Raw genomic sequence first — 24,899 nt, 5'->3', positions numbered from 1 at the left:
GGCCCCTGGCCGAGATATTCCACCTTCCGTGGCCTGCCAGAGCGCGAGCGCTGGGTTCTGTACGGATCTGCCAAGGACTACCGCGCCTCGCTGGAGGCGCAGGGCCTGGCAATGGCCGAGAGCTACGACGCCTTCGTGCGCCGCGTCACAGAGGAGCTTGAGCTGTGAGCCAGGAGCGTATCCCACGCAAATTTCAGGGCGTTTGGATTCCAGCCTCTCTCTGGCTGGACCACTCTCTGTCGACAAACGAGAAGGTGATGCTGGTGGAGATCAGCAGCCTTGAAGATGAAGTACGTGGCTGCTACGCCACCAATGCGCACTTCGCCGCGTTCTTCGGGCTGTCGGTATCTCGGGTGTCCGAGATCATCAGCGGGCTCGCTGAGCGAGGCCTGATCAAGGTCGAGCAGATCCGTGAAGGTAAGCGCGTAATCGAGCGCCGAATTCGTCTCTTTAACCCCTTCGATAAACCGAAGACCCCTTCGGAAAACGCTGCGAACCCCTTCGGAAAAGACGGTGAACCCCCTTCGGAAAACACGCAGGGGAGTAATACATCTATGAGTAATACAAAGAGGGTTAACAACGTACGTGCATCGGGCGGGGAAACTGACGCTGAATTCGAACGGTTCTGGAAGCTTTACCCGAAGAAGAAAGGCCGCAAAGACGCCCTGAAGGCCTGGAATAAGCTCAGCCCCGAGCCTGCACTACAGGACGCCATGATCACTGCCCTTGGTCAGCACTGCGTATCGCGTGACTGGACCAAGGACAGCGGTCAGTACATCCCTCTGGCTTCGACCTGGATCAACGGTGAGCGCTGGCACGACGTGCTCCAGCCCTCTGCTGGTGCCGGATCGGCCTACACCAATCTCCCGCAACACACCGACGACATGTACCCGGAGGTGCCTGATGGCGTTCCAAATTTCTGACCTTTTCCACCGCAAGCCGGCCATGCGCGTATTCGCCGGCCAGTGCCCAGTGCACGGCGCGGTCGACATGAGCGAGATCGAGCAACTGGACGGCTCCATGCTTGCCCGTGGCTGCAAGCGCTGCGCCTGGGAGGCGCTGAACACCGCTCCCCGCGAATCCGAAGCATTTGCCCAGGCATCGGCCCTGCGCAAGGCCGAACGCCTCACCGGCGCGCTCATGGGTGCCGGGATCACTTCGCGCTTTGCGGCCAGCACGTTCGATTCGTACCGCACTGGCGCTGCTGGCCCGCAGGTTCAGGCGCTGGAGGTCTGCCGCGAGTATGCCGGCCGGCTCCCTGATAACTATCGGGCTGGTCGCTCGCTGATCCTGACCGGCAACGTTGGCTGCGGGAAGACCCACCTTGGCAGTGCCATCGTGCGCGCTGCGGTGGGTGACGGCGCCCGTGCTTTGATCATGCCTGCCGGCGATATCGTGAGCATTGCCCGCGCCTCGATGGTGCCGGGCTCTGGTTACACCGATCGCGACGTGGTGGTGCACCTGGGTGGCCTGGACCTGCTGGTGATCGATGAAGTCGGAGCCCAACGGGGCAGTGAGTACGAGCTGGGCTTGCTGCACAGCATCATCGACCGCCGGTATCAGGCGGTGCTCCCGACGGTGCTGATCAGCAACCTGGACACTGCCGGCCTCAGAAACTTCATCGGTGACCGCGCCATCGACCGCTTGCGGCAGGGCGGCGGCAAGGCTGTCGGCTTCACTTGGTCGTCGATGAGGGCCAGCGCATGAGGGAGATGTTCAGCATCGAAGCCGAGCATGGTGTGCTGGGCGCGATCATGATGGCCTCACTGCATCAGGACGCCGGCCTGGTCGAAGACATCACCGGGCAGATGACCTCTGGCGATTTCTACCATCCCGACAATGCCGCCCTGTTCGATGTGATTCAGGACTGCTTGGGGCAGGGCATGCCCGTGGACGCGGTGACCGTGGGGTCGATTCAGCGCTCACTGCCCAGCGGGCAGAACACGATGGCCTACGCCGCCGAGATCAGCAGCAGCGTGCCCTCGATGGCCAACTGGCGCACCTATGCCCGCATGGTTCGGGAGTGGGGGGTAATTCGCCGGATCTTGGATATCGGCGGCCAGGTGCAAGGCATGGTCGAGGACGGCGCACCCGCCACCGAAGTAATTGGTCAGGCGCAGCAGGCCATGGCCGACCTTAGAGACCTGCAGGGCGGGGTGGCCGAGTACAAGCACATGCGCGACGTGCTGCCGAAGGTCATCGACGCCATGCAGGACGTGCTCGACGACAAGGCCCCGCCGAAGCTCTCTACCGGGCTGGTCGATCTCGACAAGCTGATCGGCTATCTACGACCCAAGAGCATGGTGGTAATCGCTGGCCGCCCTGGCAGCGGCAAGACGATGCTCGGCCTGCAGATCGTCCAGCACGTTGCCACCCGGGGCCGTGGCGTGGGACTGGTGGTCAGCCTGGAAATGTCGGAAGAGGAGCTGACAGTGCGCACCATCGCCTCGCTTGGCGGTGTGGACCTGCGTCGCATGGAGGAAGTGAAAGAGCTCAGCGGCGAGGAGTGGGACCGGATCACCGTGGCGTCCGGACAGATCAAGGAGGCCGACCTGTACCTGAATGACACCCCGGGGCTGACGGCTTCCGGCATCAGGTCAGCCGCGCGCAAGCTTCAACGGGATCACGGGCTGGATATCCTCATGGTCGATTATGTTGGCCTGGTGGCCAGTGATGGGCGCGCATCCACGCGCGCCGAGGCCGTGGGCAAGATCTCGATCGCGATGAAGAACCTGGCCAAAGAACTCGGCATTCCAGTGCTGGTGCTGGCGCAACTGAACCGCAACCCGGCCAGCCGGCCCGGCAAGAAACCTCAGGCCAGCGACCTGCGCGACTCCGGCCAGATCGAGCAGGATGCGGACGCGGTGCTGCTGGTGCACCACGATCCCGAGTCGGAGGCCGGCGAGCAGGGCGTCACCGAAATCATCCTCGACAAGGGCAGGCAGGCACCACCAGGGTCCTGCCTTGTGCAGCGCCAGGGGCAGTACGCCCGATTTGCCAACTTCTCCGGGCGCAGCATGCCCAGTGACGATGAGGTCGAGATGGGCAGGGGCAGCTATGCCAGCCGCTACAAGGGGGACAAACCATGAGTAACGTCACTGCGGCCATGCCGCGCAGAATGATGGCTGACTTCCAGCCGGCGGTGTACCAAGGCGTTATGTCGGCGATCGTGAGGGTGCTTGCGGCGGACAGCACCAGCAACGCCACCAGGCAGAGCTGGCAGAAGTTGATCGATTCAGGGCCTGCAACGGGAGGCTTCCGGGCGCTACTGTCGGCTCGCGACCAGTTCGACTACGACTGCATCCTGCACGCACTGTTGCACAGAGAGCTCAGTGCTGCGCAGTGGGATGTGCTGGTGGGCAAGTTCTCGACGCACAAGGCCAACCGCGTTGGCGCGATCGCACGCAGCATCCCGCGTATCGTCTCGCCGGCTCCGGCCCTGTTCATCTACAAGGCCACGACCGTGTGGTTCATCCCCAAGATGAAGGGCAAGCAAGGCAAGCGCTCAACGGACGTTGCCGTGCTACCTGATGAGTTCTACGACATGAACACCTGGGATGTGGATGCGCGCCCCGATTCGACGCGCACCCGCTGGCGCCGAGGTATCCACAAGTGCTTGGAGGAGCTGGAGGAGGGCGCCGTCATTCACGTCACCGAGATCCTGGAGAGGGAGCAACTGATCGATTGCAGCGCTTGACAGTGGTGAGCAAATGAGCGAAATTGCCAACCATCATCTGATCCCTGCGCGTTAACGGGATCGACCAGAACCCCGGCCATTGTGTCGGGGTTTTGTGTTTTTGAGGGGCTTCGATTCAGGTAGCCCTCCAGAAAAAGCATTTTTCTTGTATGAGGGAACGATTTGATAGCGCTATGATTCTGATAGGTTGCTACTCAATAATATGGAAGACCGTGAGTATGAAAAACGTTCTCGCCGTTGTGGCGCTTTCCCTTTTCGCTGCGTCCGCCGGAGCGGCTGAGCTATCCGGAGCGCTTGGCGCGACAGGCCAAGGTGGTCTTACAGCGCGCGTCGGCATTGGCTTTAACTGGGACAAAAGCTGGTTTGAATCCAGTACTGGCCGTCTAACCGGTTACTGGGATGCTGGGTATACCTATTGGGAAGCAGGAGATGCTTCCGGTGGCGCTCATTCGCTGTCCTTTGCGCCAGTTTTCGTTTACGAGTTCGGCAGCGGTAACGTGAAGCCATTCGTTGAGGCTGGCATCGGCCTGGCGGTCTTCTCTGGTACGTCCGCAGGTGACCAGGACTTTGGTTCGGCCTTCAACTTCGAAGACCGCATCGGTGCGGGCTTGAAGATCGGCGAGACGCAGAAGGTTGGCATCCGAGCGATTCACTACTCCAACGCTGGCATTAAGCAGCCCAACGACGGTATCGAGTCGTACTCGCTGTTCTACAGCCACCAGATTTAAAAAAGCACGATCCCTCTTTGCCCGCCCTGTGCGGGCTTTTTTATGCGGATGACACGCTCAGGCAGCTGGGCTAAGTCGGTAGTGGCGTCGATCAAAGCCGTGCGCTCCCTGATCGGCTACGCGATGAGAGTCTGGGGTATGTGACCCAGCGATCCAGGCCACCAAGCCGGGTATGCACCGGCCCTCCGCACCCATTCCAAGCCTCGGTATCTGCCGGGGCTTTTTCGTATCTGGAGGCTGTATGGAAAAGCTACAGCTCGACGTTGAGGTTGAGGGCGCCGCTGACTTCCTGCGCCCTCTGGGCGAAACGCTCAAGTCACTTGAACAGTTTCCCGAGCTGCCGCTCCAGGTCTTTCGTGACCTTGTCACCCACAGCCTTCATGAGCTTTCCGTAAGTCTCGACAGCGCCGCACTTGCCGCAGGTGACCTTCGAGTTGTTGTTCGGCCTAGCCGGAACCTCGAACTTGTCACTGCCGCACTTGGCGCACTTGAGGGTTACCTTCATCGTTTTTCGCTCCGTGAAACGTCTTGTGTGGAAACTCGACGATAGCACGGGGCCATCTTTTCACGTATCCAAGGGCTCGCCAGTTCGACGGGTCATTTTGTTTCTGGAGCACCACCTATGGCCGAGCCAAGTACCGGCGCCCTCGCAGTGACCGGCGTACTTGCCAGCGTCGGCCTGGGTGCCCCGGCATAGCTAATCATCCCCCTCAATGCGTACATCCGAGATACCCAAATCTGCGACCGCAATGCGGAGATCATCATGTGATAAGCGGCACGGCGCGCGCGCCTCAGACAAGGGGTCAGCGGGGGCATGCAGACGGAGGAGAGCGGTCAGCACATTGTCTTCGTTCGGCGTGCTAGACCAATCGCATATCCAGAATCTGGTATGGCCTTTGAGGTTGTAGTCGATGCGGTATTTCATAGGTTGCCGGACCTCCGCCATTGGACGTCAGTTATGCCGAAGCGCTCAGCAGCAGGCCGAGAGACTTTTCTGATATCCGAAGCAGTGAACTTAGGGATGACTCCAACGCCGGCTTCGCAGGCAGCCCAGTGCCAGGCCTCAGCGTTATCCATCCTCTCGGCGCGGACGATGAATTCGCGAGCTTCTCCATGGAGGTGATAAGCGACCACATAGATGTTACTGACGGGCATTTACTAGTTCCTTCTAGCGAAGCCAGATCGGCCAACATTCCTTTTAACCCCTAGGGATTCCGGGGGCAAGCATCCGGCCGGTTTAACGCCGGAGCACAATTCTCACGTACGGAGCAAGCAAATGGACCCGACCGACCTGGGCCCAGGCACAGCCACCTGGCTGGGCGGTAGTGGCATCGTTGTCACGGGCGCATTGCTATGGGTGCGCCGCTTCCTGTCCAAGGACGCTGCTGATCGCGCTATGGACAATGCCGATATCGGCACTGTCCGCCGGCTTAATGAACTGCTCGATTCCGAGCGAGAGGCCCGAAAGCTGGCCGAGGCCCGCGCCGATCAGTTCGCCAAGGAGCGCAACGAGTTGGCAGCAGCAGTTGGACGGATGGAAGGAAAGATTGAAGCGCTCACGTGTCAGGTGGGCCAGCTCACTGAGAAGGTGACCACGCAGAGCGCAGAGATCTCCCGGCTGCGTGCACAGCTTGGAGGTACAGCCTGATGGACAAATGCGCTTTGGAATTCATCGCTCGACGCTGGTGGCGACGGGCAGAGGTGTGGGTCATCGCTGTGGTGCTCATTGCAGGCGGTGCAGTTCTGGGTTGGCAGTCTGCTTATTGGTCGATGGCCAGCACTCAGTCGCACCAGGTCGACGAGATCCGGAAGGCCTACGACGCCGCAATGGCTGAACGTGACAAGCGTCTGGACGAGCTGACCAGAAAGGCCGAGAGCGCCGCGACCAAGGCGTCGAAGGCAGCCACTACCGCGACCCAGGCAGCCGACAAGGCTGATGAGGCGCTGAACCGGGTATCGCAGTAGCCGCGCCACAAATCAGACATGCGCCGTTTCGTGGCGCGAGCACGCTGATCATGCGTTCCGCCAGATTAGTGAAGCACTCGACCGAAGACCGGTTGAAGCTGATCCCTTTCGTGGATGACTCCGCGCGCTGCCTTGGTAATTACATCTTGCTGAAGCTGATTAACCTGCATGGTGAGGACACGAACGGCAGTTTGATAAACAACTGATCCGGACGCCACGGGATGCTCCTCCAGTAGGCCTTCAAGCTGCTCGGTTAACAAAACGCACCTGTCTATAAGCTCTTCGATTTCTTTCATCACGGTTTCTCCAGATCTTTCCGCTACGACCATCCGGGCGGAATGTCGTTCCGACGACCCCGCGGATGCGCCGATTTCATTGCGCGAGAGAGCTTATCGAACATGGCCAAGCAACCCTATACACCATGCAGGCTGTATGTCGACGGTGCCGACGGCATTGCAGTCAGTGATTTCTTAACCACTGCTGCCGGATCTGCCTATTTGGTGCAGACGCTGCGTGTGAGCCGCACCCGGCCAGAGCGAAAGTACATGGGCTGCTTGCGCTGGCCCATCGCCGAGATACCCGCCGATGCGCGGTGCTACCAGCTGACCTGGTACAGGAGGTGAGCAATGGCCTGTAGCGGATGCGCCGCCCGGCGCGAACGAATCAACAAATGGACAAAGGTGGCATATGAACGAGCGCGCAATCTCTTTGCTGGAGCAGATGCTGGCCGAGCAGAAGAAACAGACCGGCCTGCTCGAGCAGATCGCAACCCAGAACCTGGCACTGATCGAGGCGCTCGGTGATGACCAGGCCGCAGGCGCCGACGCGGTACCGCTGACCTACCTGAGTGGCGCCCCATGCCGCTGAGGCCGCAGCGCCCTTGCCGCGCCCAAGGTTGCCGAGCACTGCACCGCAATGCCCATGGATACTGTGAGGGCCATGCCGAGATTGCGGCCGAGCAGGCAAAGGCATGGGCAACACGCAAGGGCTCAGGCCGTGGTGGGCGTCCTTGGCGGCGCCTTCGTGACCAGGTGATGAAGCGCGATCAGTACCTTTGCCGGTGCGACGAGTGCATCAGGCTTGCGAGGGTTCGAGAGGCTCATGAGGTTGACCACATTGTGGCCTTGGCCCACGGCGGAACGGACGACCCTGCCAACCTTCGGGCAATCAACCGCGACTGCCATAAGGTCAAGAGTCAGCGCGAGTCGAAATCGATCAAAAAATGATCGAGAAACGGTGCAAATGAGATGAAATCTCGTTCAAGGGAGGGGGTGGGTCCAAACTTCCAGCCTTTTCGCTCGGACACCGCACCCTCAGCTTTTTTTTCACTTCCGCAAAATTCAGGTTTTCAAAATGGCCCGACCGCGCAAGCCGACGAACGTGCTTGAGCTGACCGGCGCGTTCAAGAAAGACCCCCAGCGTCGCCGTGAGGATGCCGAGCCTGCGGGTGAGCTGACCGCGCCGCCGGCTCACATCAACGGAGCAGTGCTCCACGCTTGGAAGGAGATCGCGAAGTACGCCCCGCGGGACGTGCTCACCAACTCCGACCGACTCAGCCTGGAGCTGGCCGCCAACCTGCTGGCCCAGTTCCGCAACGACCCCATTGATTTCCCCGCCGCCAAACTGGTGCGACTGGAAGCCATGCTTGGCAAGTTCGGCATGACGCCGGCTGACCGATCAAAGGTGGGCGGGGGTAAAAAAGACGCGCCGAAGGGCAATGCATTCGCGGAGCTGTGATGGCCAAGCCAAAATTTCCGCTGATCAAGGCGGCTGAGAAGTACGCCAAGGATGTCGTCGCCGGGAAGATCCTCGTCTGCAAATGGATCCAGCTGCTGGCCCAGCGTCACCTCGATGACCTGGCTGCCTCCAAGCGCAAGGACTTTCCGTACAAATTCGATCCAGCCAAGGCGGAGAAAGTCGCCAAGTTCCTGCAGCTTTTGCCGCACACCAAGGGTAAATGGGGCGGTAAGAAGCAGCTGATCAAGCTGGAGCCCTGGCAGCTCTTCTCGGTTTGCGTGCCGTTCGGCTGGGTCCGCAAGAAGGATGGCACCCGGCGTTACCGGACGATCCTGGTGTTCGTACCCAGGAAGAACGGCAAATCGATCATCGGCGGCGGCGTGGGTCTGTACATGTTCGTTGCCGACGGAGAGTTCGGCGCCGAGGTCTACTCTGGCGCGACCACAGAGAAGCAGGCTTGGGAGGTGTTCAGGCCGGCCAAGCTGATGGTCGAGCGTACCGACGACTTGCGAGAGCACTACGGCGTCGACGTGAACGCATCCAACATGGTCGTTTTGGCAGATGGGTCACGCTTCGAACCGGTCATCGGCAAACCAGGCGATGGCTCTTCGCCGTCCTGCTCGGTGGTGGACGAATACCACGAACACCAAGATTCGACGCTGTACGACACCATGGAAACAGGGATGGGCGCTCGCGAGCAGCCCATTATGCTGGTCATTACCACGGCGGGTTCCAGCATCGGCGGACCGTGCCACCAGCTGATCCGTGACTCCGAGCGGATGCTCGAAGGGGTCATTGAGCGTCCGGATCTCTGGCCCGCGCTCTACACCATTGACCATGGGGACGACTGGACCAGCGAGATCGCGCTGCGCAAAGCGAATCCGAACTTCGGCATTTCGGTCGGCGAGGACTTCCTGTTGGCCCGCCAGCGTGACGCGATGCAGTCGGCAACCAAGCAGGCCACCTTCCGCACCAAGCACCTGAACGAGTGGGTAGGCGCCAAGAATGCCTGGCTCAACATGCTTCGCTGGAAAGAGGCCCCGGCTAGGAAGAGCCTTGCAGAACTAGAGGGGCGCACGTGCTACGGCAGTCTCGACCTGGCGAGCAAGATCGACATTGCTGCGAACCTGCTGATCTTCCCGCCTCATGGCGACGACCCTTTCTGGCATATCCACGCCAGGTACTACCTGCCAGAAGCGCGGGTGCTGGAGGAGCTGGACAGCAACACCGCTCGGTACCGCGAGTTCGATGCTCTCGGCCTGCTGACCCTGACTGACGGCGAGGTCACTGACTTCGAAGTCATCAAGGAGGACATGCGGGAGTTTGCCGGGCGGTTCGATATTCGAGCCTATGCCTACGACCCATGGCAGGCCACGCAGCTGGCCCAGGAAATGGACGCCGAAGGATTGCCAATGGTGGAGCTGCGCCAGACGGTGCAGAACTTGAGCGAACCCATGAAAGAGGTCGAGGCCCTGGTGCTACAGCGCAAGCTGGCCCATGGCGACTGTCCGGTGCTGACCTGGATGGCCTCGAACGTGGTGGCGAAGCTGGACGTGAAGGACAACATCTACCCCAACAAGGAGCGCCCGGAGAACAAGATCGACGGCATGGTGAGCCTGATCACCGGCTGCGCCGTGGCCATCAAGCTCGGTATCGATGACTCCGGCCACTTCGATGACTTTCTTGCCAGCCCGATCGTGGTTGGTTAACGAGACTACCTATGAAAACTGGCCTGATCATCTTTCTGGTGCTCGCCGCCGGCGGCTTGCTGCTGGGCGTCGCGGGCGTATACGTGCTGGCCGGCCTGGGTTACGCACTGCTGGCCGCTGCCGGCTCGCTACTGCTGGCCGCGGGCTTCATTCGCAAGGGGTTGATCGGTGGCTAAATCACTCACGCAGATCCTCGGGCAGGCCCTGGTGAAGTCGGCCGAGCCGGGAGTGGCATCGAGCCTCGCAGGGTGGGCGGGTCGCAAGATTGGCCTAACCGACTCCGCCTTCTGGAACACCTTCTACGGCACCGACTCGGCATCGGGGAAGGTGGTCAGCCAACAAACGGCACTCCAGCTCTCGACGGTGTGGGCATGCGTGCGCTTGATCGCTGAAACCATTGCCACGCTGCCGATCGCCTTGTACGAGGACAAGAATGGCACACCGGTGGTGGCCAGCTCTCACCCGGTCAACTTCGTCATCAGCCAGCAGCCGAACGCCGACCAGACACCGGTGGAGTTCTGGGAGAACGTCATGGCCAGCCTGCTCCTGCAGGGGAACGCATTCTGCGAGCCGCACCAGAGCGGCCGGACGTTGACGAGCTTGGAGTTCCTGCTGCCGCAGAACATGTCGCCCCCGCGGCGCTTGGCGGACGGCTCCATTGAGTACCGTTACACCGACAGCTTCGGCAAGCCTCACACGCTAACCGAGGACCAGATGGTGCACGTGCGAGCCTTCGGGGTGGACCCGCTTTGTGGCCTGTCGCCCCTGGCATACGGGCGGCAGGTGCTGGGCTCGGCCATGGCTGCTGACGAGTCGGCGGCCAAGATGTTTGCCAACGGTATGAAGCTGGGCGGAGTGCTGTCCACCGACCAGATCCTCAAGCCGGAACAGCGGAAGGACATCCGCGAGGACATGATCAAGCAATTCTCCGGTGCGACGAACCACGGCAAGACCATGGTTCTCGAGGCGGGCATGAAGTACCAGCAGGTATCCATGACGCCTGAGGATGCCCAGATGCTGCAGACCAGGGCGTTCAACGTAGAGGAGATTTGCCGCTGGTTCCGCGTACCGCCCTGGATGGTCGGGCACACACAGAACTCCACCAGTTGGGGTACCGGGATGGAGCAGCAGATGATCGGCTTCCTGTCCTTCATCCTGCTGCCCTGGATCAAGCGCATCGAGATGTGCGCCAACCGGCGCCTGCTGCGCCCAGATGAGCGCCGCCGCTTCTACGTGAAGTTCAACCCGGAAGGCCTGCTGCGCCTGGACAGCGCGGCTCGGGCGGCCTTCTACAGCTCGATGACCCAGAACGGCATCTACACCCGGGACGACTGCCGGCGCAAAGAGAACCTGCCGCCTGAAGGTGGTAACGCCGCGAAGCTCACCGTGCAATCCAACATGCTGCCGATCGACAAGTTGGGCGAAGACCCCGGCGGTGCCAACCAGGCCAAGTCGGCGCTGCTCGACTGGCTCAACGACCAGCCAAGAGGTAACACCCCATGAGGCACAAGGATCGGCAGGCGGCGGTCAAGTACCGCTCCTTCGACTATGACGTGAAGGCTGTCGGTGACGACGGCCTTTTTTCTGGCTACGGATCTGTGTTTGGCGTGGTCGACAGCTACAACGAAGTGGTGGCACCTGGCGCATTCCTGGAATCGATCGAGGACGCCAAGGCCAAGGGGCGCACCTTCCCCGTGCTCTGGCAGCACCGCACAGGCGAGCCGATCGGCAGCTGGGATATCGCCAGCCTGAAAGAAGACGAGCGAGGTCTGTTCGGTTCTGGCGAGCTCTGGCTGGAAGACGCGCCCTATGCGCGCATTGCCTACCGAGGCATGCAAACCCGCTCCATCACCGGCCTGTCCATCGGCTACTACGTTCGCGAATCCACCTTCGATGAGAAGACCCGTATTCGCACGCTGACCAAGCTGGACCTGATCGAGATCTCCATCGTCACCGTGCCAGCGAACGATGAAGCACGAACAGACACCATCAAATCGAAGCTTGCCCACGGCGGCCTGCCTTCGATGCCCGAGTTTGAGTTGCTCCTGCGCGAGGCAGGCTTCTCGAAAACCCAGTCGGCGGTTATTGCCAACCGCGGGCTGCAGCACCTGCTCCGGAGCGAGTCCGCGGGCGACCTGGCAGAAATCGAAATCGTTGAGGCGCTGAAGTCGCGCCCGGCACTGTCTCTCCCATCGTTTTGAGGATTCACCATGCATAACGCCATGAGCAACCAGGCTCGCGCCGAACACCGCCAGTTCCAGCGCAAGGAACACGCCGACGACAAGATCCAGCTGAAGGCGGTCAATGAGCTGCTCGACCAGCGCGACCAGGAAATCAAGGCCTTCGCCAGCAAGGCGGCTGCTGAAATCAAAGAGCACGGCACCATCCTGACCGAAACCAAGACCGTGCTGGATGGTTTGGTAAAAGACGGCCTGGGCCTGCAGGACCGCCTGCAGGAGATCGAGCAGAAGATGGCTCGCCGCTTCTCCGCGAATGATCCGGTCGACTTCAAGTCGGCTGGCGAGGAGCTGACCGAATGCGACGACTTCAAGTCGCTGCAAACCCGAGGTCGGGGTATCGTGCGAGTTGGCCGCAAGGCCGTCACCAACATCACCAGCTCTACCACCGGCACCGGTGGTGTCGGCGTGGGCATCCAGCCGACCCGCGTACCCGGCATCGTGGTGGGCCCAGAGCGTGAGTTCACCATTCGCGACTTGATCATGCCAGGCCGCACCGGCTCGAACGCGGTCGAGTTCGTGCAGGAAACCGGCTTCCAGAACATGGCCGCGCCGCAGGCGGGTGAGGGCGCCGCGAAGGCCCAGTCCGATCTGTCCTTCGGTCTGAAGACTACCAACGTCATCACCATTGCCCACTGGTTCCGCGCTTCCAAGCAGGTGCTGTCGGACATCCCGCTGCTGCAGAGCTACATCAACGGCCGCGCGATCTACGGCCTGAAGTACAAGGAAGAGGAGCAGCTGCTGGCCGGCGACGGCACCGGGCAGAATCTGCTGGGCCTGATCCCGCAGGCTACCGCGTTCAACGAGGCGCTGCGCAAGACCGGCGACACCAAGATCGACACCCTGCGCCGCGCGATCCTGCAGGTGCGCGTTGCCGAATACCGCGCTTCGGCCATCGCCCTGAACCCGGTGGACTGGGCCGACATCGAGCTGACCAAGGACGCAAACGGCTCCTACATCTGGGTGAACGTCCAAGAGGGCGGCGTGCAGCGCCTGTGGAAGCTGCCGGTTGTGGACAGCAACGCTGTGCCAGAAGGCGAATTCCTGGTCGGTGCGATGAACATCGCGGCCCAGGTGTTCGACCGTGAGGAGGCGGCTGTCGAGGTATCCACCGAGGATGGTGACAACTTCCGCACCAACATGGTCACCATTCGCGCCGAGGAGCGCCTGGCCCTGGCGGTGTACCGTCCCGAGTCGTTCGTGCACGGCGAATTCGAAGCCACCCCTTAATCCGCCCAGGAGCACGCCCGGGAAACCGGGCGTGACACAACATGCCAGAAGTCACCGTCAAGACCATCAAGGGCTTCAACAACAACGGCACCTACGCCAAGCGGAACACGGAGATCACCGTCGATGAGCTGCGCGCCCGTGAGCTGCTGCGCAACGGCCTGGTCGAGGAATACGACGTGAAGAAAGCCGAAGAGCCCGAGAACAAAAAGGCCCCTGAGCCGGCCAATAAAGGCGGCAAGGGCGCGAACGCCAAGCCCAAGGAGTAACCCATGGCCGTGATCACCATCGACCTGGCCATGCACCACCTGCTGGCCGAGCCGGAAGACCAGGCGCTGGTGCAGGCCTATCTTGATGCGGCGGAGGAGGCGGCGATGCAGTTTCTGAATCGCCGCTTCTACCTGGACCAGGTGGCGCTCGACGCGGCCAAAGCAGCATTGCCGGCACACATGCAGGCAGCGCGCGAGGCCAACACTGAGGGGGTCGCTGCAGCCGAGGCCGAGCAGGACCACGTCGCCCGTTGTCGTCTGCTCGAGTACGCCCGCAAAGCGCTGGCCGACGCCTACGAACAGGCCGACGCCATCGCCTACGGCATGGTGATCAACGCCGCCATCCAGTCTGCTTGCCTGCTGAAGCTCGGCCACCTGTTCGCCAACCGCGAGGAGGTGGTCACCGGCACTATTGCCACCGAGCTGCCGCTGGCGTCCCAGCACCTGCTGATGCCTTACCGTATCCGGATGGGCGTGTAATGCGCGCCGGCCGGTTGCGGCACCGCATCGATATCCAGGAGCTGGTGCCGGTACGCAAGCCCAACGGTGAGTTCGGCGAGCCTGACTGGGTGACGCGCTGGCGCAGATGCCCGGCGAGCATCGAGGATCTGTCTGCGCGGGACTTCATTGCTGCCAAAGCCGGCCAGGCAGAGGCAACCAGCCGGATGGTCATCCGGTACCGGCCCGGTGTACTGCCGACCATGCGCATCATCTACCGTGAAGAGGTCTACAGCATTGTCGGGCCGCCGCTCGCCGATCCTGACTCTGGCCTGGACTACCTGACCATTCTGACCTCAAAGGGGGTGAAGGATGGCTGAGACAGTCGAGTTCAGCCTTATCGGGCTGGATAGCCTGCTGGGCAAGCTGGAGGCCGTCAGCTACGACGTGAAGCGCAAGGGCGGCAGGGCCGCGCTGCGCAAGGCTGCCCAGGTCGTCATGGCCAAAGCCAAGGAAGGTGCTGAGCGGATCGACGACAAGGAAACTGGCCGGGCGATCTCGGACAACATCGCGCTGCGCTGGAATGGCCGCTTGTTCCGGTCTACCGGCGACCTCGGCTTTCGCATCGGCGTACTGCACGGCGCTGTGCTCAAGAACGGTGGCGACCTGAGCCAGAACGCACCGACGCCGCACTGGCGCCTGCTGGAGTTCGGTACCGAGAACATGGCGGCAGTGCCGTTCATGCGCCCGGCTCTGGCCGACAGCATCAGCGAGGCGACCAACACATTCATAACCGAATACGAGAAGTCCGTTGATCGTGCGATCAGGCGGGCGCTCAAGAAAGGGGGATCCGTCTGATGCGCGCACCGATCTTTGACCTCTGCTCAGCAGACGCGGCTGTCGGTGCGCTACTCGGCGCCGGGCTCGACACGCGCCTCTACTCGTTTGGCGAGGCACCCGAGGGAGTCACCAGGCCCTACGCGGTCTGGCAGGTCATCACTGGCTCGCCAGAGAACTACCTGGCCGGTCGCCCCGATGTTGACGGCCTCACCCTGCAAGTCGACGTGTACGCGAAAACAGGTGATGTCGCCCGCCAGGTGCGTGATGCGATCCGCGACGCCATCGAGCTCCACGCCTATATCACCCGGTGGGGCGCCGAGTCGCGCGATCCTTCGACCGAGAGCTGCCGTGCAGGCTTTGATGCTGCCTGGATTCTCAAACGCTGACCCGTACCGCCAAACCCCGCCCGCCCTGTGCGGGTTTTTTTATGCCCGACATTTGGAGAACGATATGTCGATCCTCACGCAAGGAACCCAGATCTACGTCCTGGTGCCGCCGGTGTCCGGTACCGGGCCGCACACTGTCATGGAGGTGGAATGCGCCACCAGCTTCGAACCCGGCGGCGCGCCGGCGGAGCAGATCGAGGACACCTGCCTGGTGGCCAAGGAGCGCAGCTACAAGAAAGGCCTGCGCACCCCTGGCCAGGCCTCGCTGGGCCTGAACGCCGACCCGAACAACCCGAGCCACATCCGCCTGCACCAGATGTCCGAAGCCGATGGCGACACCACGGTGCACTGGGCCGTGGGCTGGGCGGACGGTACTGCAGCCCCAACCGCCGTTTCGGCCGGCAGCCTGGCAGTGATCGCTGTGACCAATGCCGGCAGCGGCTACACCAGCGCGCCGACCGTCAGTATCAGCGGTGGTGGTGGTACCGGTGCGACGGCAACAGCCGTAGTTGATGATGGTGAGGTGGTGAGCATCAACATCACCAACCCAGGCAGCGGCTACACCAGCGCGCCGAACATCACCTTCGCCGGCGGCACCGGGACCGGGGCAGCTGCAGCAGCAGAGATCAGCGAGGAATCCGACTTCGTTCTGCCGCCGTCGCGCACCTGGTTCACCTTCTCCGGCTACGTTGCCGACTTCCCGTTCAACTTCGCACTGAACGCCGTGGTGGCGTCCACCGTCGCGATCCAGCGTTCGGGCGGCTCCGCCTGGATTCGTAAGGTGACCGCATGACCGAGCTGAGCATTGCAAACCTGAAGAAGGCCAAGGCCTTCACGGCCCGCCCGGTAGCCAAGGAGATCGAGTGGGCCGGCAGCAAGTTCACTTGCTACGTGCGCCCGCTGTCCTACCAGACGGCCGTGGGCGACATTGCCGCGCACCGCGGCGCCGACCCACTGGCCTGCCGCATCGCTTCCAGCATCTGCGATGCCGAGGGCAAGCCGGTGTTCACCGTGAACGACATCACCGGCGAGGCCGATCCGGAGAAGGGGGCTCTCGATCCCGACCTGACCAACCTGCTGCTGATCGCCATCGGTGAAGTGCAGAACGGCGCCGTCCCGGGAAAGAAGAAGCGCTAGAGCCGATCGACGAACTATGGTGCGAGCTGGTGATGAATGGGATAGGCGGCCGCACCATTGCCGAGGCGCAGGAGAACATGACCTATCCCGAGTTCCTGGTCTGGGTGAGGTTCCGCCAGAAGCGCGGGTCGCTCCACCCTGGCATGCGTCTCGAGGCCACGCTGGCCCAGTTCCAGGCGATGTACTTCAACGCCAAGACCGGCAAGGACGCCCCTCGGCTGTATGCCCAGGACTTCGGTCCGCACATGGACCCACGGGTCGAGACGCTGGAGGAGGCGATGGACAACTGGACGTGAAGGGGTGGTGATCTGCTGGCATTTTGGTATTGTTTCTCCTTCAGCAAAGGAGTAACGCATGCTTGGGAAAGTAGTTATTGCAGCAGTTCTGGCCTTGTCCGCAGCTTCGTCGATTGCCGCTACTGGAGTTCCAGCTACAAAATCTGACCTTTCTGCAATTAAGACGGCCATGGATGACCGCCTGAAGGATTCCGATAGCGCGAAGCTGAAGGACGTACGGGTCGGGAAGGATGGAACTACGTGCGGCCTTGTTAACGCCAAGAACTCTTATGGCGCGTATGCAGGGTATGAGCCGTTTATTGCGATGAAGCTGTCGGTCGGTAGCTTCTATGTCCTTGGCGTAGGGGACGGTGTTGGAGATCTTTGCGCGAGCAAAGGATTTTAGGTTAGTTGAATTCGACAGAAACCCGCGCAAAGCGGGTTTTTTTATGCCTGGAGGAAAGTCATGGCTGGATCGCTTGGCACGCTCACTCTTGATCTGATTGCCCGGATTGGCGGCTTCACCGGGCCGATAGACCAGGCGGGGCGCGCAGCCAAGAAATCTTCGAAAGAAATGGTTGAGGCTGCCAATCAGGCAAAGTTCGCCTGGAGCGCACTGGGCGAAGTCGCGGCGGGTGTCGTAGCAGGCTTGTCGGTAGCGAGCATCTTCGGTCGCTTCGTCTCAGAAACGAGAAACGCCGAGCGGGAGCAGGCGCAACTCAGTGCTGTCCTTCGGTCGACTGGTGAGTCGGCAGGCTTCAATCGCGATCAGCTCAATGGCATGGCGGCCGCTATGGAGCGCGCGACCACATTTTCTGGCGGAGACATCAACCAGGCCCAAACAACACTGTTGGCCTTCACTGGCGTGATAGGAAACCAGTTCAATCGCGCACTGCAGTCCGCAGCGGATATGGCGACCCGAACCGGGGTGACAGTTAAAGACGCGGCCGAGACAATCGGCCGCGCGCTGGACGTTCCATCCAAGGGCCTCACCTCGCTCAGCAAGCCGGGGTTTCGCTTCACCGACGAGCAGAAAAAAATGGCTCTGGCGATGGAGTCGACTGGGAATGTGGCCGGGGCCCAGGGGATCATCCTGGATGCGCTAGAGGAGTCGTACTCAGGGGCTGCCGCAGCAGCGAGGAATACTTTCGGCCGGGCCCTCGACGCCTTGCAGCACACGATCTCTGGGCTGCTCACCGGTGAGGGCAGCCTGGATGCAGCCAAGGATGCCGTCAACGCCCTCAACAAGGTATTGGGCTCACCCGAGGCCAAGGCGGTTGTGGAGGCCACAGCAAAGGCCGCAGTAGTGCTGGCCGGCGTGCTATCTGTTCGATTGGCTGCGGCAGCCGCTACTGCGGCCGCCTCTTTTGTGAGGGTTCAATACGACACGGCCCGTTATCAGGCAACCCTTGCCACAATGGCTGGAGTGAGCAGGACGGCCGCAGCCGGGATTACCGCAATGAGCGTCACCGCCAGGGCAGCCTCCGCCTCAATGGCGCTTCTGGGCGGTCCTGCAGGGATACTGATTGCAGTCGGCACAGCACTGACCTATTTCGCAATGAAAACGGACGATGCTCGGCAATCGCTCATTGATGTCAGCAGGCCTCTTGATGAGCTCTCCGAAAAGTTCAGGGCCCTGGGTCGCGATCAAAAGGCGGCACAGCTCGCCGAGTACACGGCAGATTTCGAGCAGGCAACCAAAGATCAGGCGGATGCATACAGTACGCTGATGAAGCGGGTGAACCGCGACCTGGGCAGCTCGCTGTTTCCGCGCATCAAGAAGGAGTTCGATGAGGCGTATGCCGCTGGACAGCCGCTGTCGCTCGTTATCGATGACCTTTCTCGACGCTTCCGACTGAAGCCCGAAGCCCTACAGGCTTGGGTTGCGCAGTCGGGCGCTGTGGCGGATGCGGGTGAGAAGGCATCGTATGCGGCCACCCTGGTAAAGCGGCTCACCGATGAGTTCAATGCCAATAGCGCGGCAGCAGCAACCAACGCCGGTACAGTGCCTGAGCGGTCTACGGTCTACACCGAGATGGCCAAGAAGATCGAAGAGCAGATCTTGCTGGCCGGCAAGCGCACGGAAGCCGACAAGCTTGAAGCTCGCGTCAAGGCGGGCCTGGTCGAGGGCCTGAAGGCCGGCGAGGGCGACCTGCTGGTGGCGTCGCAGCGGCGCGCCGACGCCGCAATCAAGGCCGCAGCAGCGACCAAGAAGGCCGAAGAGGACGCCAAGTCAAAATCCAAGGCCGCAGCCGACGCCCTGAAGAAGCGCGGCATCGACGCCGAGGAAGGCTACCGCCGGCAGATCGCCTTGATCGACGAGACCACCGGCAAGCAGGGCAAGGCTACCGAGGTGGCCAAGCTCGCGTTCGAGCTGGAGACCGGCAAGCTGAAGGGTGTCAGCGCCGAGCGCAAGAAGGTGCTGCAGGACCTGGCCGCCGAGCTCGATGCCAAGGTCAAGCTGCAGAAGCAGAACCAGGAAGACCTCAAGCTAGCGACCTACGCGGCGAACCTGAAGGACAGCAACACCATCGTGCGCCAGGGCTTCGAGCTTGAGATCGCCGGCGCGGGGCAGGGAGAGAAATTCCGCTCCCGCCTGCGCGAGAACCTGGCCATCGAGCAGGACTTCGCGAAGCAACGCAGCGAGCTGTACAAGCAGTTCAAGGAAGCCGACCTGCTCGGCGACCCGGATGCCAAGGCCCGGTACGACAAGGAGACCGCGCTGCTCGAGGAGGCACTGACCGAGCGCCTGGCCATCCAGCAGGACTACTACAGCCAGCTCGACGCTGCCGAATCCAACTGGGCGGATGGCGCCCGCGCGGCCTGGCAGGACTATTCGGACAACGCCAAGGACATGTCGTCGCAGATGTACAGCGTCACCAGCAACGCCCTGGGCAGCCTGGAAGACGAGCTGGTCAACTTCGTGAAGACTGGCAAGTTCAACTTCAGCGCCTTTGCCGAGGGCATCGCGAACGACCTGCTGCACATGCTGGTGAAGATCGGCCTGCAGATGGCGGTCAACGCCGCGATCGGTGACACGGCCGCCGCTTCCTCGGCTGCGGTGGCAGCTGTCACCGGCACGTCGATGGCTGCGGCCTACGCGCCGGCGGCGGCCATGGCCTCGCTGGCATCGTTCGGCGCGAACGCCGCGCCTGCATCCGCAGCGCTCACCAGCACCACCGCGCTGGCCAGCAGCCTGTCGCTGGTGGGCATGGCGCACGACGGCATCGATAGCGTCCCGCGCGAAGGCACCTGGCTGCTGCAGAAGGGCGAGCGAGTCACCACGGCCGGCACCAGTGCAAAGCTCGACCGAACCCTGAGCGATATTCAGGCCAACGGCGGCCAGGGCCAGTGGAGCACCATGCCGCCGATCCAGCAGCACATATCGGTTCAGGGGTCCGCTGACGAGGCCACGCTTGCCCGGATTCAGGAGGCGGCCAAGCAGGGAGCCCAGGCCGGGTACCAGATGGTCCTGAAGGACTTCCGCAGCAACGGACCGGCGCGGCAGCAACTGCGCAAAGGCTGATCGACCACCAGGAGAAAAGTACATGGCAATCGCATGGCCGGATGGCCTGTGCCCGAATGAAATGACGTGGGGGGTCGTCTACAACAACCGTGCATTCACGTCGTCGCTCTCCAACGCTCAGCAGATCGTTGGATACCCGGGGGCCTACTGGCAGTGCCAGTTGACGTTCTCGGCGCTCTCTCGCGATGAGGAGCGCCTTCTGACGGCCTTTATCGGGCGACTGCAAGGCATGTTCGGCACCTTCAACCTCCCGGCGTTCACCCGTACCCGCAACGACTTCATCGGCACGCCGGTCGTCGTCACCGCCACCGCCCAGGCTTCCTTCATGCGCCTGGGCGGCGTTACGGCGAACAAGCAGGTGTTCTCCATGGGTGACTACATCACGATCGCCGGCGAGATGTTCGAGGTCATCGATGACGCTGTATCAAGCGCCAATGGCCAGGTACTGGTGAACCTCAACAAGCGGATTCGCAAGACGATCGCGGCCGGCGCCGCGGTTGAATACCGGGCGCCCTACGCCGAGATGCGCAGGACCTCCGACACCCACGCACTGAGCGTTCGGCCCCTGGTGGCCAACGGCACGATCGATTTCCGGGAGGCTTTCTGATGGCAGGGGCATTTCCTTTCAGCCAGCGGGTGGTGGACATCATCGCCCAAGGCAACTTCATGGCGGTGTACGCCTGCCAGCTGGATTTCCCTGACGGCATGGTCTTCGCCCACACCGGTACCGGTGACTTGGTGCTCGACGGCATCACCTATCAGGGTGTCGGCTCGTTTGGCGAAGTCGGCGAGGCGCAGGAGAGCAGCAGTTCGGGTTCTCCGATGAGCGTCGACCTCACCCTCAACGGCCTGGACACCACGATCATCACGGAGACCAGCCTGAAAGGCTGCCGTGGGCGCAACGCCAAGCTCATGTTCGTCGTGATCGACCAGGCCGGTGGGTATGCAGCCGACATTCTCTTCAGCGGCCGGATGGATGCGGCCCAGTTCTCATACGCCGGCAACGGCAGTGACGGCAACGCAATCAAGGTGCCGGTCATCGACCGGATGGCCGAGTGGAGCCGCGTCGGCACCGAGCGCTGGACCGACGAAAACCACCGGGCCCGGTACCAGGACGACCGCTTCTTCTTCGCCGTCGCGCAGATGGCGGACTGGCCAATCTACTGGGGCGCCAAGAAGGACGCACCCTCATTTAAGTACGAGTAGCCCATGCGCAATCGAGACTGGACAACACAGCTTGCCAACACCATCAAGGCCGCCTCCGAGCGGCCTTTTTCATGGGGCGAATTTGACTGCTGCCTGTTTGCTGCCGACTCCGCGATTGCTGTTTGCGGGGTCGACCCGGCCGCCCAGTACCGCGGCAGATACCGCACCGAGACCGGCGCCAAGCGTTTGCTCAAGAAGCTGCACGGTTCGCTCGACGCTGCCTGGGATGCGTGCTTTCAGCGCATCGATCCCGCGTTCATCCAGCGCGGTGATGTGGCGATGTACGACGGCGAGAACGGCCGGGGCGTGGCTGTGTTTTGGGCGGGCGAGTTCTGGTCGGTGGCCGAGGATGGAGTAGGGCGGATTGCCTGCGACCCTCTGGCCGTCTGGAGGGTTGAATGAGCAAGGCAGTCAAGAAGGTCGCCCTCGTCGCGGCCGGTGCTGCGCTGGGGTTCGTCACCGGCGGCATTGGCTTTGCGCTGATCGGCGGCGCGGTAGGCCTGTTTGTTGGCTCTCAGCAGGGTGCTGCACTCAAGGCTGGCGGCACGAGCAGTGAACCGTCCGCACAGACCGTTCGTTCGTCCAAGGCGCCCGCAAGGTTCATTCTGGGCCGGGTCAGCACCGGTGGTGTTCTGGTATGGGCCCAGGAGCAGACCGGCAGCCAAAGCACCGGCGAATGGGTCCATCTGGTTTATGTGCTTAGCGAAGGTGCGATTGACGCGCTGGAGGCGGTCTACCTGGGTGAGGAAGATATCTCCACCTATGGCGCGAACGCCTCGTACCAGTTGATTGTGAACCCGACACAGGTCAACGCATTCCTCAAGGCCAACTGCCGGGACTGGAGGAACTCGCAGATCGGTCGCGGCCTGTCCTTTGTCCGTGTATCGCTGAAGCACGACCCTGAAAAATTCCCATCCGGCATTCCCGATGCGCGCTTTGTCGTGCGCGGGCGGAATGACCTATACGACCCGCGTACCGGCCTTGCGCGATACAGCGACAACACCGCGCTGCACCTGCTCTGGTACCTGCGTGAGCGCTGCAAGGTGCCGGATGACGAGATCATCTTCGAGACCTTCGCCAGCGCTGCTAACGTCTGCGACGAAGCAGTGGTCAACGCTGATGGCAAGCTGGGGGCCCGCTATCGCACAGGTTGCGTGATCGGCGCGGACGAGCAGCGCACCCAGGTGATCCAGAAGCTGGAGGAGTCGTGTGCCGGCCAGCTGATCCGTGTGGGCGGTAAGTGGATGCTGCAGGCCGGGGCCTACTACGGGCCGGCAGACTTCGAGATCACCGAGGACATGGTGATCGGTACTGTGTCGGGTTCGACCGAGGTGACCAATGACGCTGCGATCAACATCGTCACGGGCACCTTCATCGATCCTTCGCAAGCTTGGGCCGAGACGGATTTCCCGGAGGTGCGGGTACAGCAGTGGGTTATCGAAGATGGCGGCGAGGCGCCCGAGTCGATCTCGCTGGGCTATGTGAGTGATGCCTACCAGGCCCAGCGCCTGGCGAACATCAAGCTTCGGCGCGCCCGCGCCGGCGGATCACTGCAGCTCCCCATGAACTTCGCCGGCTACAACTGCCGCCCGGGGCGGGTGGTGAAAGTGAATCTGCCTTCGCTGAACATCGTCGGCGAGTTCATTGTGACCGACTGGAACATGGCGCCAGACGATGGCTGCAACGTCACTGTCTCGCAGTACGAGCCTGCCATTTTTGATGATGCCGTGGGCAAGCCCTACGAACCGATCGGCTTCATCAATCTGCCGACCGGCGGCCTGGGTTCACCTACCGGACTGGCCTGGAGCACCCACGAGACTGCCGAGATCTCACAGGGTGTGCTGAGCTGGGTGCCACCGTTTGGCATCGTCAATGGCTATGCCGTGACTGTCCGGCAAGGTGCGCGCGCCGTGCAGGCACACCAGATCCCGGCAACGGCGGTCCAACTGGAAGTGGCGGGGCTGCAATCTGGTAGCTACACGATGAGCGTTGCGGCTCTGGGGCCGCTGGCGCGCTCGGGTGAAGCCAGCATCACGGTTAACATCAACGGCCCAGCAGTGCCCGAGGCGTGCGCGGTGCAGGCGACGATCGACACGATCACGCTATTCCCGAGCAACGTGCAGCACGGCCTGAACGGTGGAACCTACGAGTACTTCTTCAGCATGGACCCGCTGGCCAACGCTGATCAGGCCGCGTACCTGGGGCAGGGGCTCAGCCTGACCCACACGGCACTGGCTTTCTCAACCAACTACTTCTACTTCATCCGATCTCGGAACGCTTACGGTGTGAGCGGCTTCCTCAAGGTGATCGCCTCAACTTCCACAGATGTGACGACCATGCTGGCCGCGATAGCCGGGCAGATCGGCGAGAGCGAGCTGGGCGAGGAACTGCTGAAGGAAATCGAGAAAATCTCCGGTGATGGCCCAGGGTCGGTGAATGACCGACTGGAAGAAGCCAAGCACGAGCTGGAGGACTTGATCCGCGAGGCAACCGACGCACTGGCGTACGTGCCGACCAGCAGCTACCTGAAGGACGACAACGTTCGCCAGGGGCAGCGTCTGTACGCAGCTATCCAAGATGTGCCTGCCGCGGAGGATGGCAGCAACGCACCGCCCAACCCGGTCTACTGGCTCGACATTGGCAGCATCGCCTCGACGGCCAATGCGCTGGCTGTGCAGGTGCAAAAGAACACTGCTGACATCAGTGAGGTGGATGGGCGAGTGACGGCCCAAGCTGCGTCGATGCAGGCGCTGCAAGCTTCCTGGCGCGATGACGATGGAGAGGGCGACTTGGCGGACGCGCTGCGCGGCTGGGATAGCACGGCGTCCTTCGCACAGGAAGTGCGGGTGCGCGCGAGCGAGAACGAAGCCACTGTCACTCGCCTGACGAGTCTGGATGCTCAGGTCGAGAGCAACAAGGCAGGGATCACTGCGCTGGAGACAGTCGTGGCCACGGACCGCGCCGCGACCGCCAGCCGTATCGATCAGCTCAAGACCGAAGTCGATGGCAACACATCGCATATCCAGCGGGTCGACGAGGCCCAGGCCACGACAGATCAGGTTGTTGCGTCGATGCGCACGTCTGTCGAAGCCGTGTACACCGCCGGCCGGGATGATAACGGGGAGGGCGACCTGTCGAGTGCGCTCGAGGCCTGGAAGTCGGCGGCGAAGTTTGCATCGGAGACGAAAGTGCTGGCCGATGCTGACCAGGTGCTGGCGCGCAAGACCGAATCGCTCGAGGTGTCGATGAACGAGGCCACGGCGGCGGTGCAGACGATCGCACAAGCTCAGGTCGACGCAGATGGCAGGGCATCGACGATGTGGGCTGTGAAGATGCAGCTCAACTCGCAAGGCAAGTACGTTGTCGCCGGTATCGGCCTGGGCATCGAGAACGGACCAGCGGGCCTGCAGAGCCAGTTCATCATCAATGCCGACAGGTTCGCCGTGGTCAACGACATCAACGGCACTCCCGCATCGTTTTTCGCGATCCAGGATGGGCAGACGTTTATCCAGGCAGCCTTCA

General features: G+C 62.1%; 32 protein-coding genes. 29 read left to right on the top strand and 3 right to left on the bottom strand.

Going from position 1 to position 24,899, the window contains the following annotated elements; translation table 11 throughout:
• The first annotated feature begins 164 nt into the window (after positions 1-164).
• The 5 genes from MF6396_RS07650 to MF6396_RS07625 all read left to right on the top strand — a co-directional run bounded on the left by MF6396_RS07650 (position 165) and on the right by MF6396_RS07625 (position 4,425).
• The gene (locus MF6396_RS07650; RefSeq protein ID WP_177346318.1) at positions 165-923 is read left to right on the top strand and encodes a helix-turn-helix domain-containing protein; all 759 of its coding nucleotides are present in this window, start codon (positions 165-167) and stop codon (positions 921-923) included.
• Complete coding sequence (locus MF6396_RS07640) at positions 904-1,707, top strand: ATP-binding protein (protein WP_078480014.1); 804 nt, start codon at positions 904-906, stop codon at positions 1,705-1,707. Before MF6396_RS07650 ends, MF6396_RS07640 begins: the two co-directional genes overlap by 20 nt.
• Positions 1,704-3,089 (top strand): replicative DNA helicase, encoded by a 1,386-nt coding sequence (locus MF6396_RS07635; protein WP_078480013.1) that lies wholly within the window; start codon positions 1,704-1,706, stop codon positions 3,087-3,089. The genes MF6396_RS07640 and MF6396_RS07635 overlap by 4 nt, the downstream gene beginning before the upstream one ends.
• The gene (locus MF6396_RS07630) at positions 3,086-3,697 is read left to right on the top strand and encodes a hypothetical protein (protein ID WP_078480012.1); all 612 of its coding nucleotides are present in this window, start codon (positions 3,086-3,088) and stop codon (positions 3,695-3,697) included. Before MF6396_RS07635 ends, MF6396_RS07630 begins: the two co-directional genes overlap by 4 nt.
• 218 nt (positions 3,698-3,915) lie before the next feature.
• Positions 3,916-4,425, top strand: a complete 510-nt coding sequence (locus MF6396_RS07625; RefSeq protein WP_016489223.1) for an acyloxyacyl hydrolase — start codon at positions 3,916-3,918, stop codon at positions 4,423-4,425.
• Positions 4,426-4,741: 316 nt separating this feature from the next.
• On the opposite strand, the gene MF6396_RS07620 is transcribed toward MF6396_RS07625, so the two are convergent.
• Both MF6396_RS07620 and MF6396_RS28980 read right to left on the bottom strand, forming a co-directional pair.
• A complete protein-coding gene (locus MF6396_RS07620; RefSeq protein WP_009685283.1) occupies positions 4,742-4,930 on the bottom strand; it encodes an ECs_2282 family putative zinc-binding protein in 189 nt (62 codons plus the stop codon).
• 416 nt (positions 4,931-5,346) lie between these two features.
• Entirely contained in the window at positions 5,347-5,580 is a 234-nt protein-coding gene (locus MF6396_RS28980; protein ID WP_009685285.1) for a DUF6555 family protein, read from the bottom strand.
• A 121-nt stretch (positions 5,581-5,701) separates the two neighbouring features.
• On the opposite strand from MF6396_RS28980, the gene MF6396_RS07605 reads away from it, so the two are divergent.
• Together MF6396_RS07605 and MF6396_RS07600 are read left to right on the top strand one after the other, a co-directional pair.
• Positions 5,702-6,073, top strand: coding sequence for a chemotaxis protein (locus MF6396_RS07605; RefSeq protein ID WP_009685286.1), 372 nt, complete (start codon positions 5,702-5,704; stop codon positions 6,071-6,073).
• Positions 6,073-6,390 (top strand): hypothetical protein, encoded by a 318-nt coding sequence (locus MF6396_RS07600; RefSeq protein WP_012313242.1) that lies wholly within the window; start codon positions 6,073-6,075, stop codon positions 6,388-6,390. The genes MF6396_RS07605 and MF6396_RS07600 overlap by 1 nt, the downstream gene beginning before the upstream one ends.
• A 65-nt stretch (positions 6,391-6,455) precedes the next feature.
• Here the strand turns inward: MF6396_RS07600 and MF6396_RS07595 are convergent, their stop codons facing one another.
• Positions 6,456-6,686: a hypothetical protein gene (locus tag MF6396_RS07595; RefSeq protein WP_078480011.1), complete on the bottom strand. Its 231-nt coding sequence runs from the start codon at positions 6,684-6,686 to the stop codon at positions 6,456-6,458.
• A 391-nt stretch (positions 6,687-7,077) separates the two neighbouring features.
• Between MF6396_RS07595 and MF6396_RS07585 the strand changes: the two genes are divergently transcribed.
• The 22 genes from MF6396_RS07585 to MF6396_RS07485 form a co-directional block, all read left to right on the top strand.
• Positions 7,078-7,257 (top strand): hypothetical protein, encoded by a 180-nt coding sequence (locus tag MF6396_RS07585; protein WP_078480009.1) that lies wholly within the window; start codon positions 7,078-7,080, stop codon positions 7,255-7,257.
• Entirely contained in the window at positions 7,248-7,616 is a 369-nt protein-coding gene (locus tag MF6396_RS07580) for an HNH endonuclease (RefSeq protein ID WP_078480008.1), read from the top strand. The genes MF6396_RS07585 and MF6396_RS07580 overlap by 10 nt, the downstream gene beginning before the upstream one ends.
• 127 nt (positions 7,617-7,743) lie before the next feature.
• Entirely contained in the window at positions 7,744-8,127 is a 384-nt protein-coding gene (locus tag MF6396_RS07575) for a terminase (RefSeq protein WP_078480007.1), read from the top strand.
• Positions 8,127-9,836 (top strand): terminase large subunit, encoded by a 1,710-nt coding sequence (locus tag MF6396_RS07570; protein WP_078480006.1) that lies wholly within the window; start codon positions 8,127-8,129, stop codon positions 9,834-9,836. The genes MF6396_RS07575 and MF6396_RS07570 overlap by 1 nt, the downstream gene beginning before the upstream one ends.
• A gap of 11 nt (positions 9,837-9,847) precedes the next feature.
• On the top strand, positions 9,848-10,012 hold the full coding sequence (locus MF6396_RS28780) for a hypothetical protein (protein WP_167400235.1): 165 nt from the start codon (positions 9,848-9,850) through the stop codon (positions 10,010-10,012).
• Positions 10,005-11,339 (top strand): phage portal protein, encoded by a 1,335-nt coding sequence (locus MF6396_RS07565; protein WP_078480005.1) that lies wholly within the window; start codon positions 10,005-10,007, stop codon positions 11,337-11,339. The genes MF6396_RS28780 and MF6396_RS07565 overlap by 8 nt, the downstream gene beginning before the upstream one ends.
• The gene (locus MF6396_RS07560; RefSeq protein ID WP_078480004.1) at positions 11,336-12,037 is read left to right on the top strand and encodes an HK97 family phage prohead protease; all 702 of its coding nucleotides are present in this window, start codon (positions 11,336-11,338) and stop codon (positions 12,035-12,037) included. Before MF6396_RS07565 ends, MF6396_RS07560 begins: the two co-directional genes overlap by 4 nt.
• A 9-nt stretch (positions 12,038-12,046) precedes the next feature.
• Positions 12,047-13,303 (top strand): phage major capsid protein, encoded by a 1,257-nt coding sequence (locus MF6396_RS07555; RefSeq protein ID WP_078480003.1) that lies wholly within the window; start codon positions 12,047-12,049, stop codon positions 13,301-13,303.
• Positions 13,304-13,344: 41 nt separating this feature from the next.
• Complete coding sequence (locus tag MF6396_RS07550; RefSeq protein WP_078480002.1) at positions 13,345-13,569, top strand: hypothetical protein; 225 nt, start codon at positions 13,345-13,347, stop codon at positions 13,567-13,569.
• Between the two features lie 3 nt (positions 13,570-13,572).
• Entirely contained in the window at positions 13,573-14,049 is a 477-nt protein-coding gene (locus tag MF6396_RS07545; protein ID WP_078480001.1) for a head-tail connector protein, read from the top strand.
• Entirely contained in the window at positions 14,049-14,387 is a 339-nt protein-coding gene (locus MF6396_RS07540) for a phage head closure protein (protein ID WP_078480000.1), read from the top strand. Before MF6396_RS07545 ends, MF6396_RS07540 begins: the two co-directional genes overlap by 1 nt.
• A complete protein-coding gene (locus MF6396_RS07535) occupies positions 14,380-14,865 on the top strand; it encodes an HK97-gp10 family putative phage morphogenesis protein (protein WP_078479999.1) in 486 nt (161 codons plus the stop codon). Before MF6396_RS07540 ends, MF6396_RS07535 begins: the two co-directional genes overlap by 8 nt.
• Positions 14,865-15,233 (top strand): DUF3168 domain-containing protein, encoded by a 369-nt coding sequence (locus MF6396_RS07530; protein WP_078479998.1) that lies wholly within the window; start codon positions 14,865-14,867, stop codon positions 15,231-15,233. Before MF6396_RS07535 ends, MF6396_RS07530 begins: the two co-directional genes overlap by 1 nt.
• Positions 15,208-16,026 carry a phage tail tube protein gene (locus MF6396_RS29435; protein WP_443217203.1) on the top strand — a complete coding sequence of 273 codons (819 nt, stop codon included), beginning with the start codon at positions 15,208-15,210 and terminating at the stop codon, positions 16,024-16,026. The genes MF6396_RS07530 and MF6396_RS29435 overlap by 26 nt, the downstream gene beginning before the upstream one ends.
• Complete coding sequence (locus MF6396_RS07520; RefSeq protein ID WP_078479996.1) at positions 16,023-16,370, top strand: phage tail assembly chaperone family protein, TAC; 348 nt, start codon at positions 16,023-16,025, stop codon at positions 16,368-16,370. Before MF6396_RS29435 ends, MF6396_RS07520 begins: the two co-directional genes overlap by 4 nt.
• Positions 16,371-16,402: 32 nt before the next feature.
• Entirely contained in the window at positions 16,403-16,666 is a 264-nt protein-coding gene (locus tag MF6396_RS07515; protein WP_102063791.1) for a hypothetical protein, read from the top strand.
• Positions 16,667-16,724: 58 nt separating this feature from the next.
• On the top strand, positions 16,725-17,051 hold the full coding sequence (locus MF6396_RS07510) for a hypothetical protein (RefSeq protein WP_078479994.1): 327 nt from the start codon (positions 16,725-16,727) through the stop codon (positions 17,049-17,051).
• 60 nt (positions 17,052-17,111) lie between these two features.
• Entirely contained in the window at positions 17,112-20,171 is a 3,060-nt protein-coding gene (locus MF6396_RS07505) for a phage tail tape measure protein (protein ID WP_078479993.1), read from the top strand.
• 22 nt (positions 20,172-20,193) lie between these two features.
• Entirely contained in the window at positions 20,194-20,778 is a 585-nt protein-coding gene (locus MF6396_RS07500) for a hypothetical protein (protein WP_078479992.1), read from the top strand.
• Positions 20,778-21,377, top strand: coding sequence for a hypothetical protein (locus MF6396_RS07495; protein WP_078479991.1), 600 nt, complete (start codon positions 20,778-20,780; stop codon positions 21,375-21,377). The genes MF6396_RS07500 and MF6396_RS07495 overlap by 1 nt, the downstream gene beginning before the upstream one ends.
• A 3-nt stretch (positions 21,378-21,380) precedes the next feature.
• On the top strand, positions 21,381-21,779 hold the full coding sequence (locus MF6396_RS07490; protein WP_078479990.1) for a DUF6950 family protein: 399 nt from the start codon (positions 21,381-21,383) through the stop codon (positions 21,777-21,779).
• Positions 21,776-24,899 (top strand): phage tail protein (locus MF6396_RS07485; RefSeq protein ID WP_102063790.1); only part of this gene is annotated, 3,124 nt, incomplete at its 3' end. The genes MF6396_RS07490 and MF6396_RS07485, both read left to right, overlap by 4 nt.

Origin of the sequence: Pseudomonas sp. MF6396 (genome assembly GCF_002018915.1) — a bacterium.
In the GTDB taxonomy this organism is placed as follows: domain Bacteria; phylum Pseudomonadota; class Gammaproteobacteria; order Pseudomonadales; family Pseudomonadaceae; genus Aquipseudomonas; species Aquipseudomonas palmensis.
This window is presented reverse-complemented; position numbering and strand designations above follow the sequence as displayed.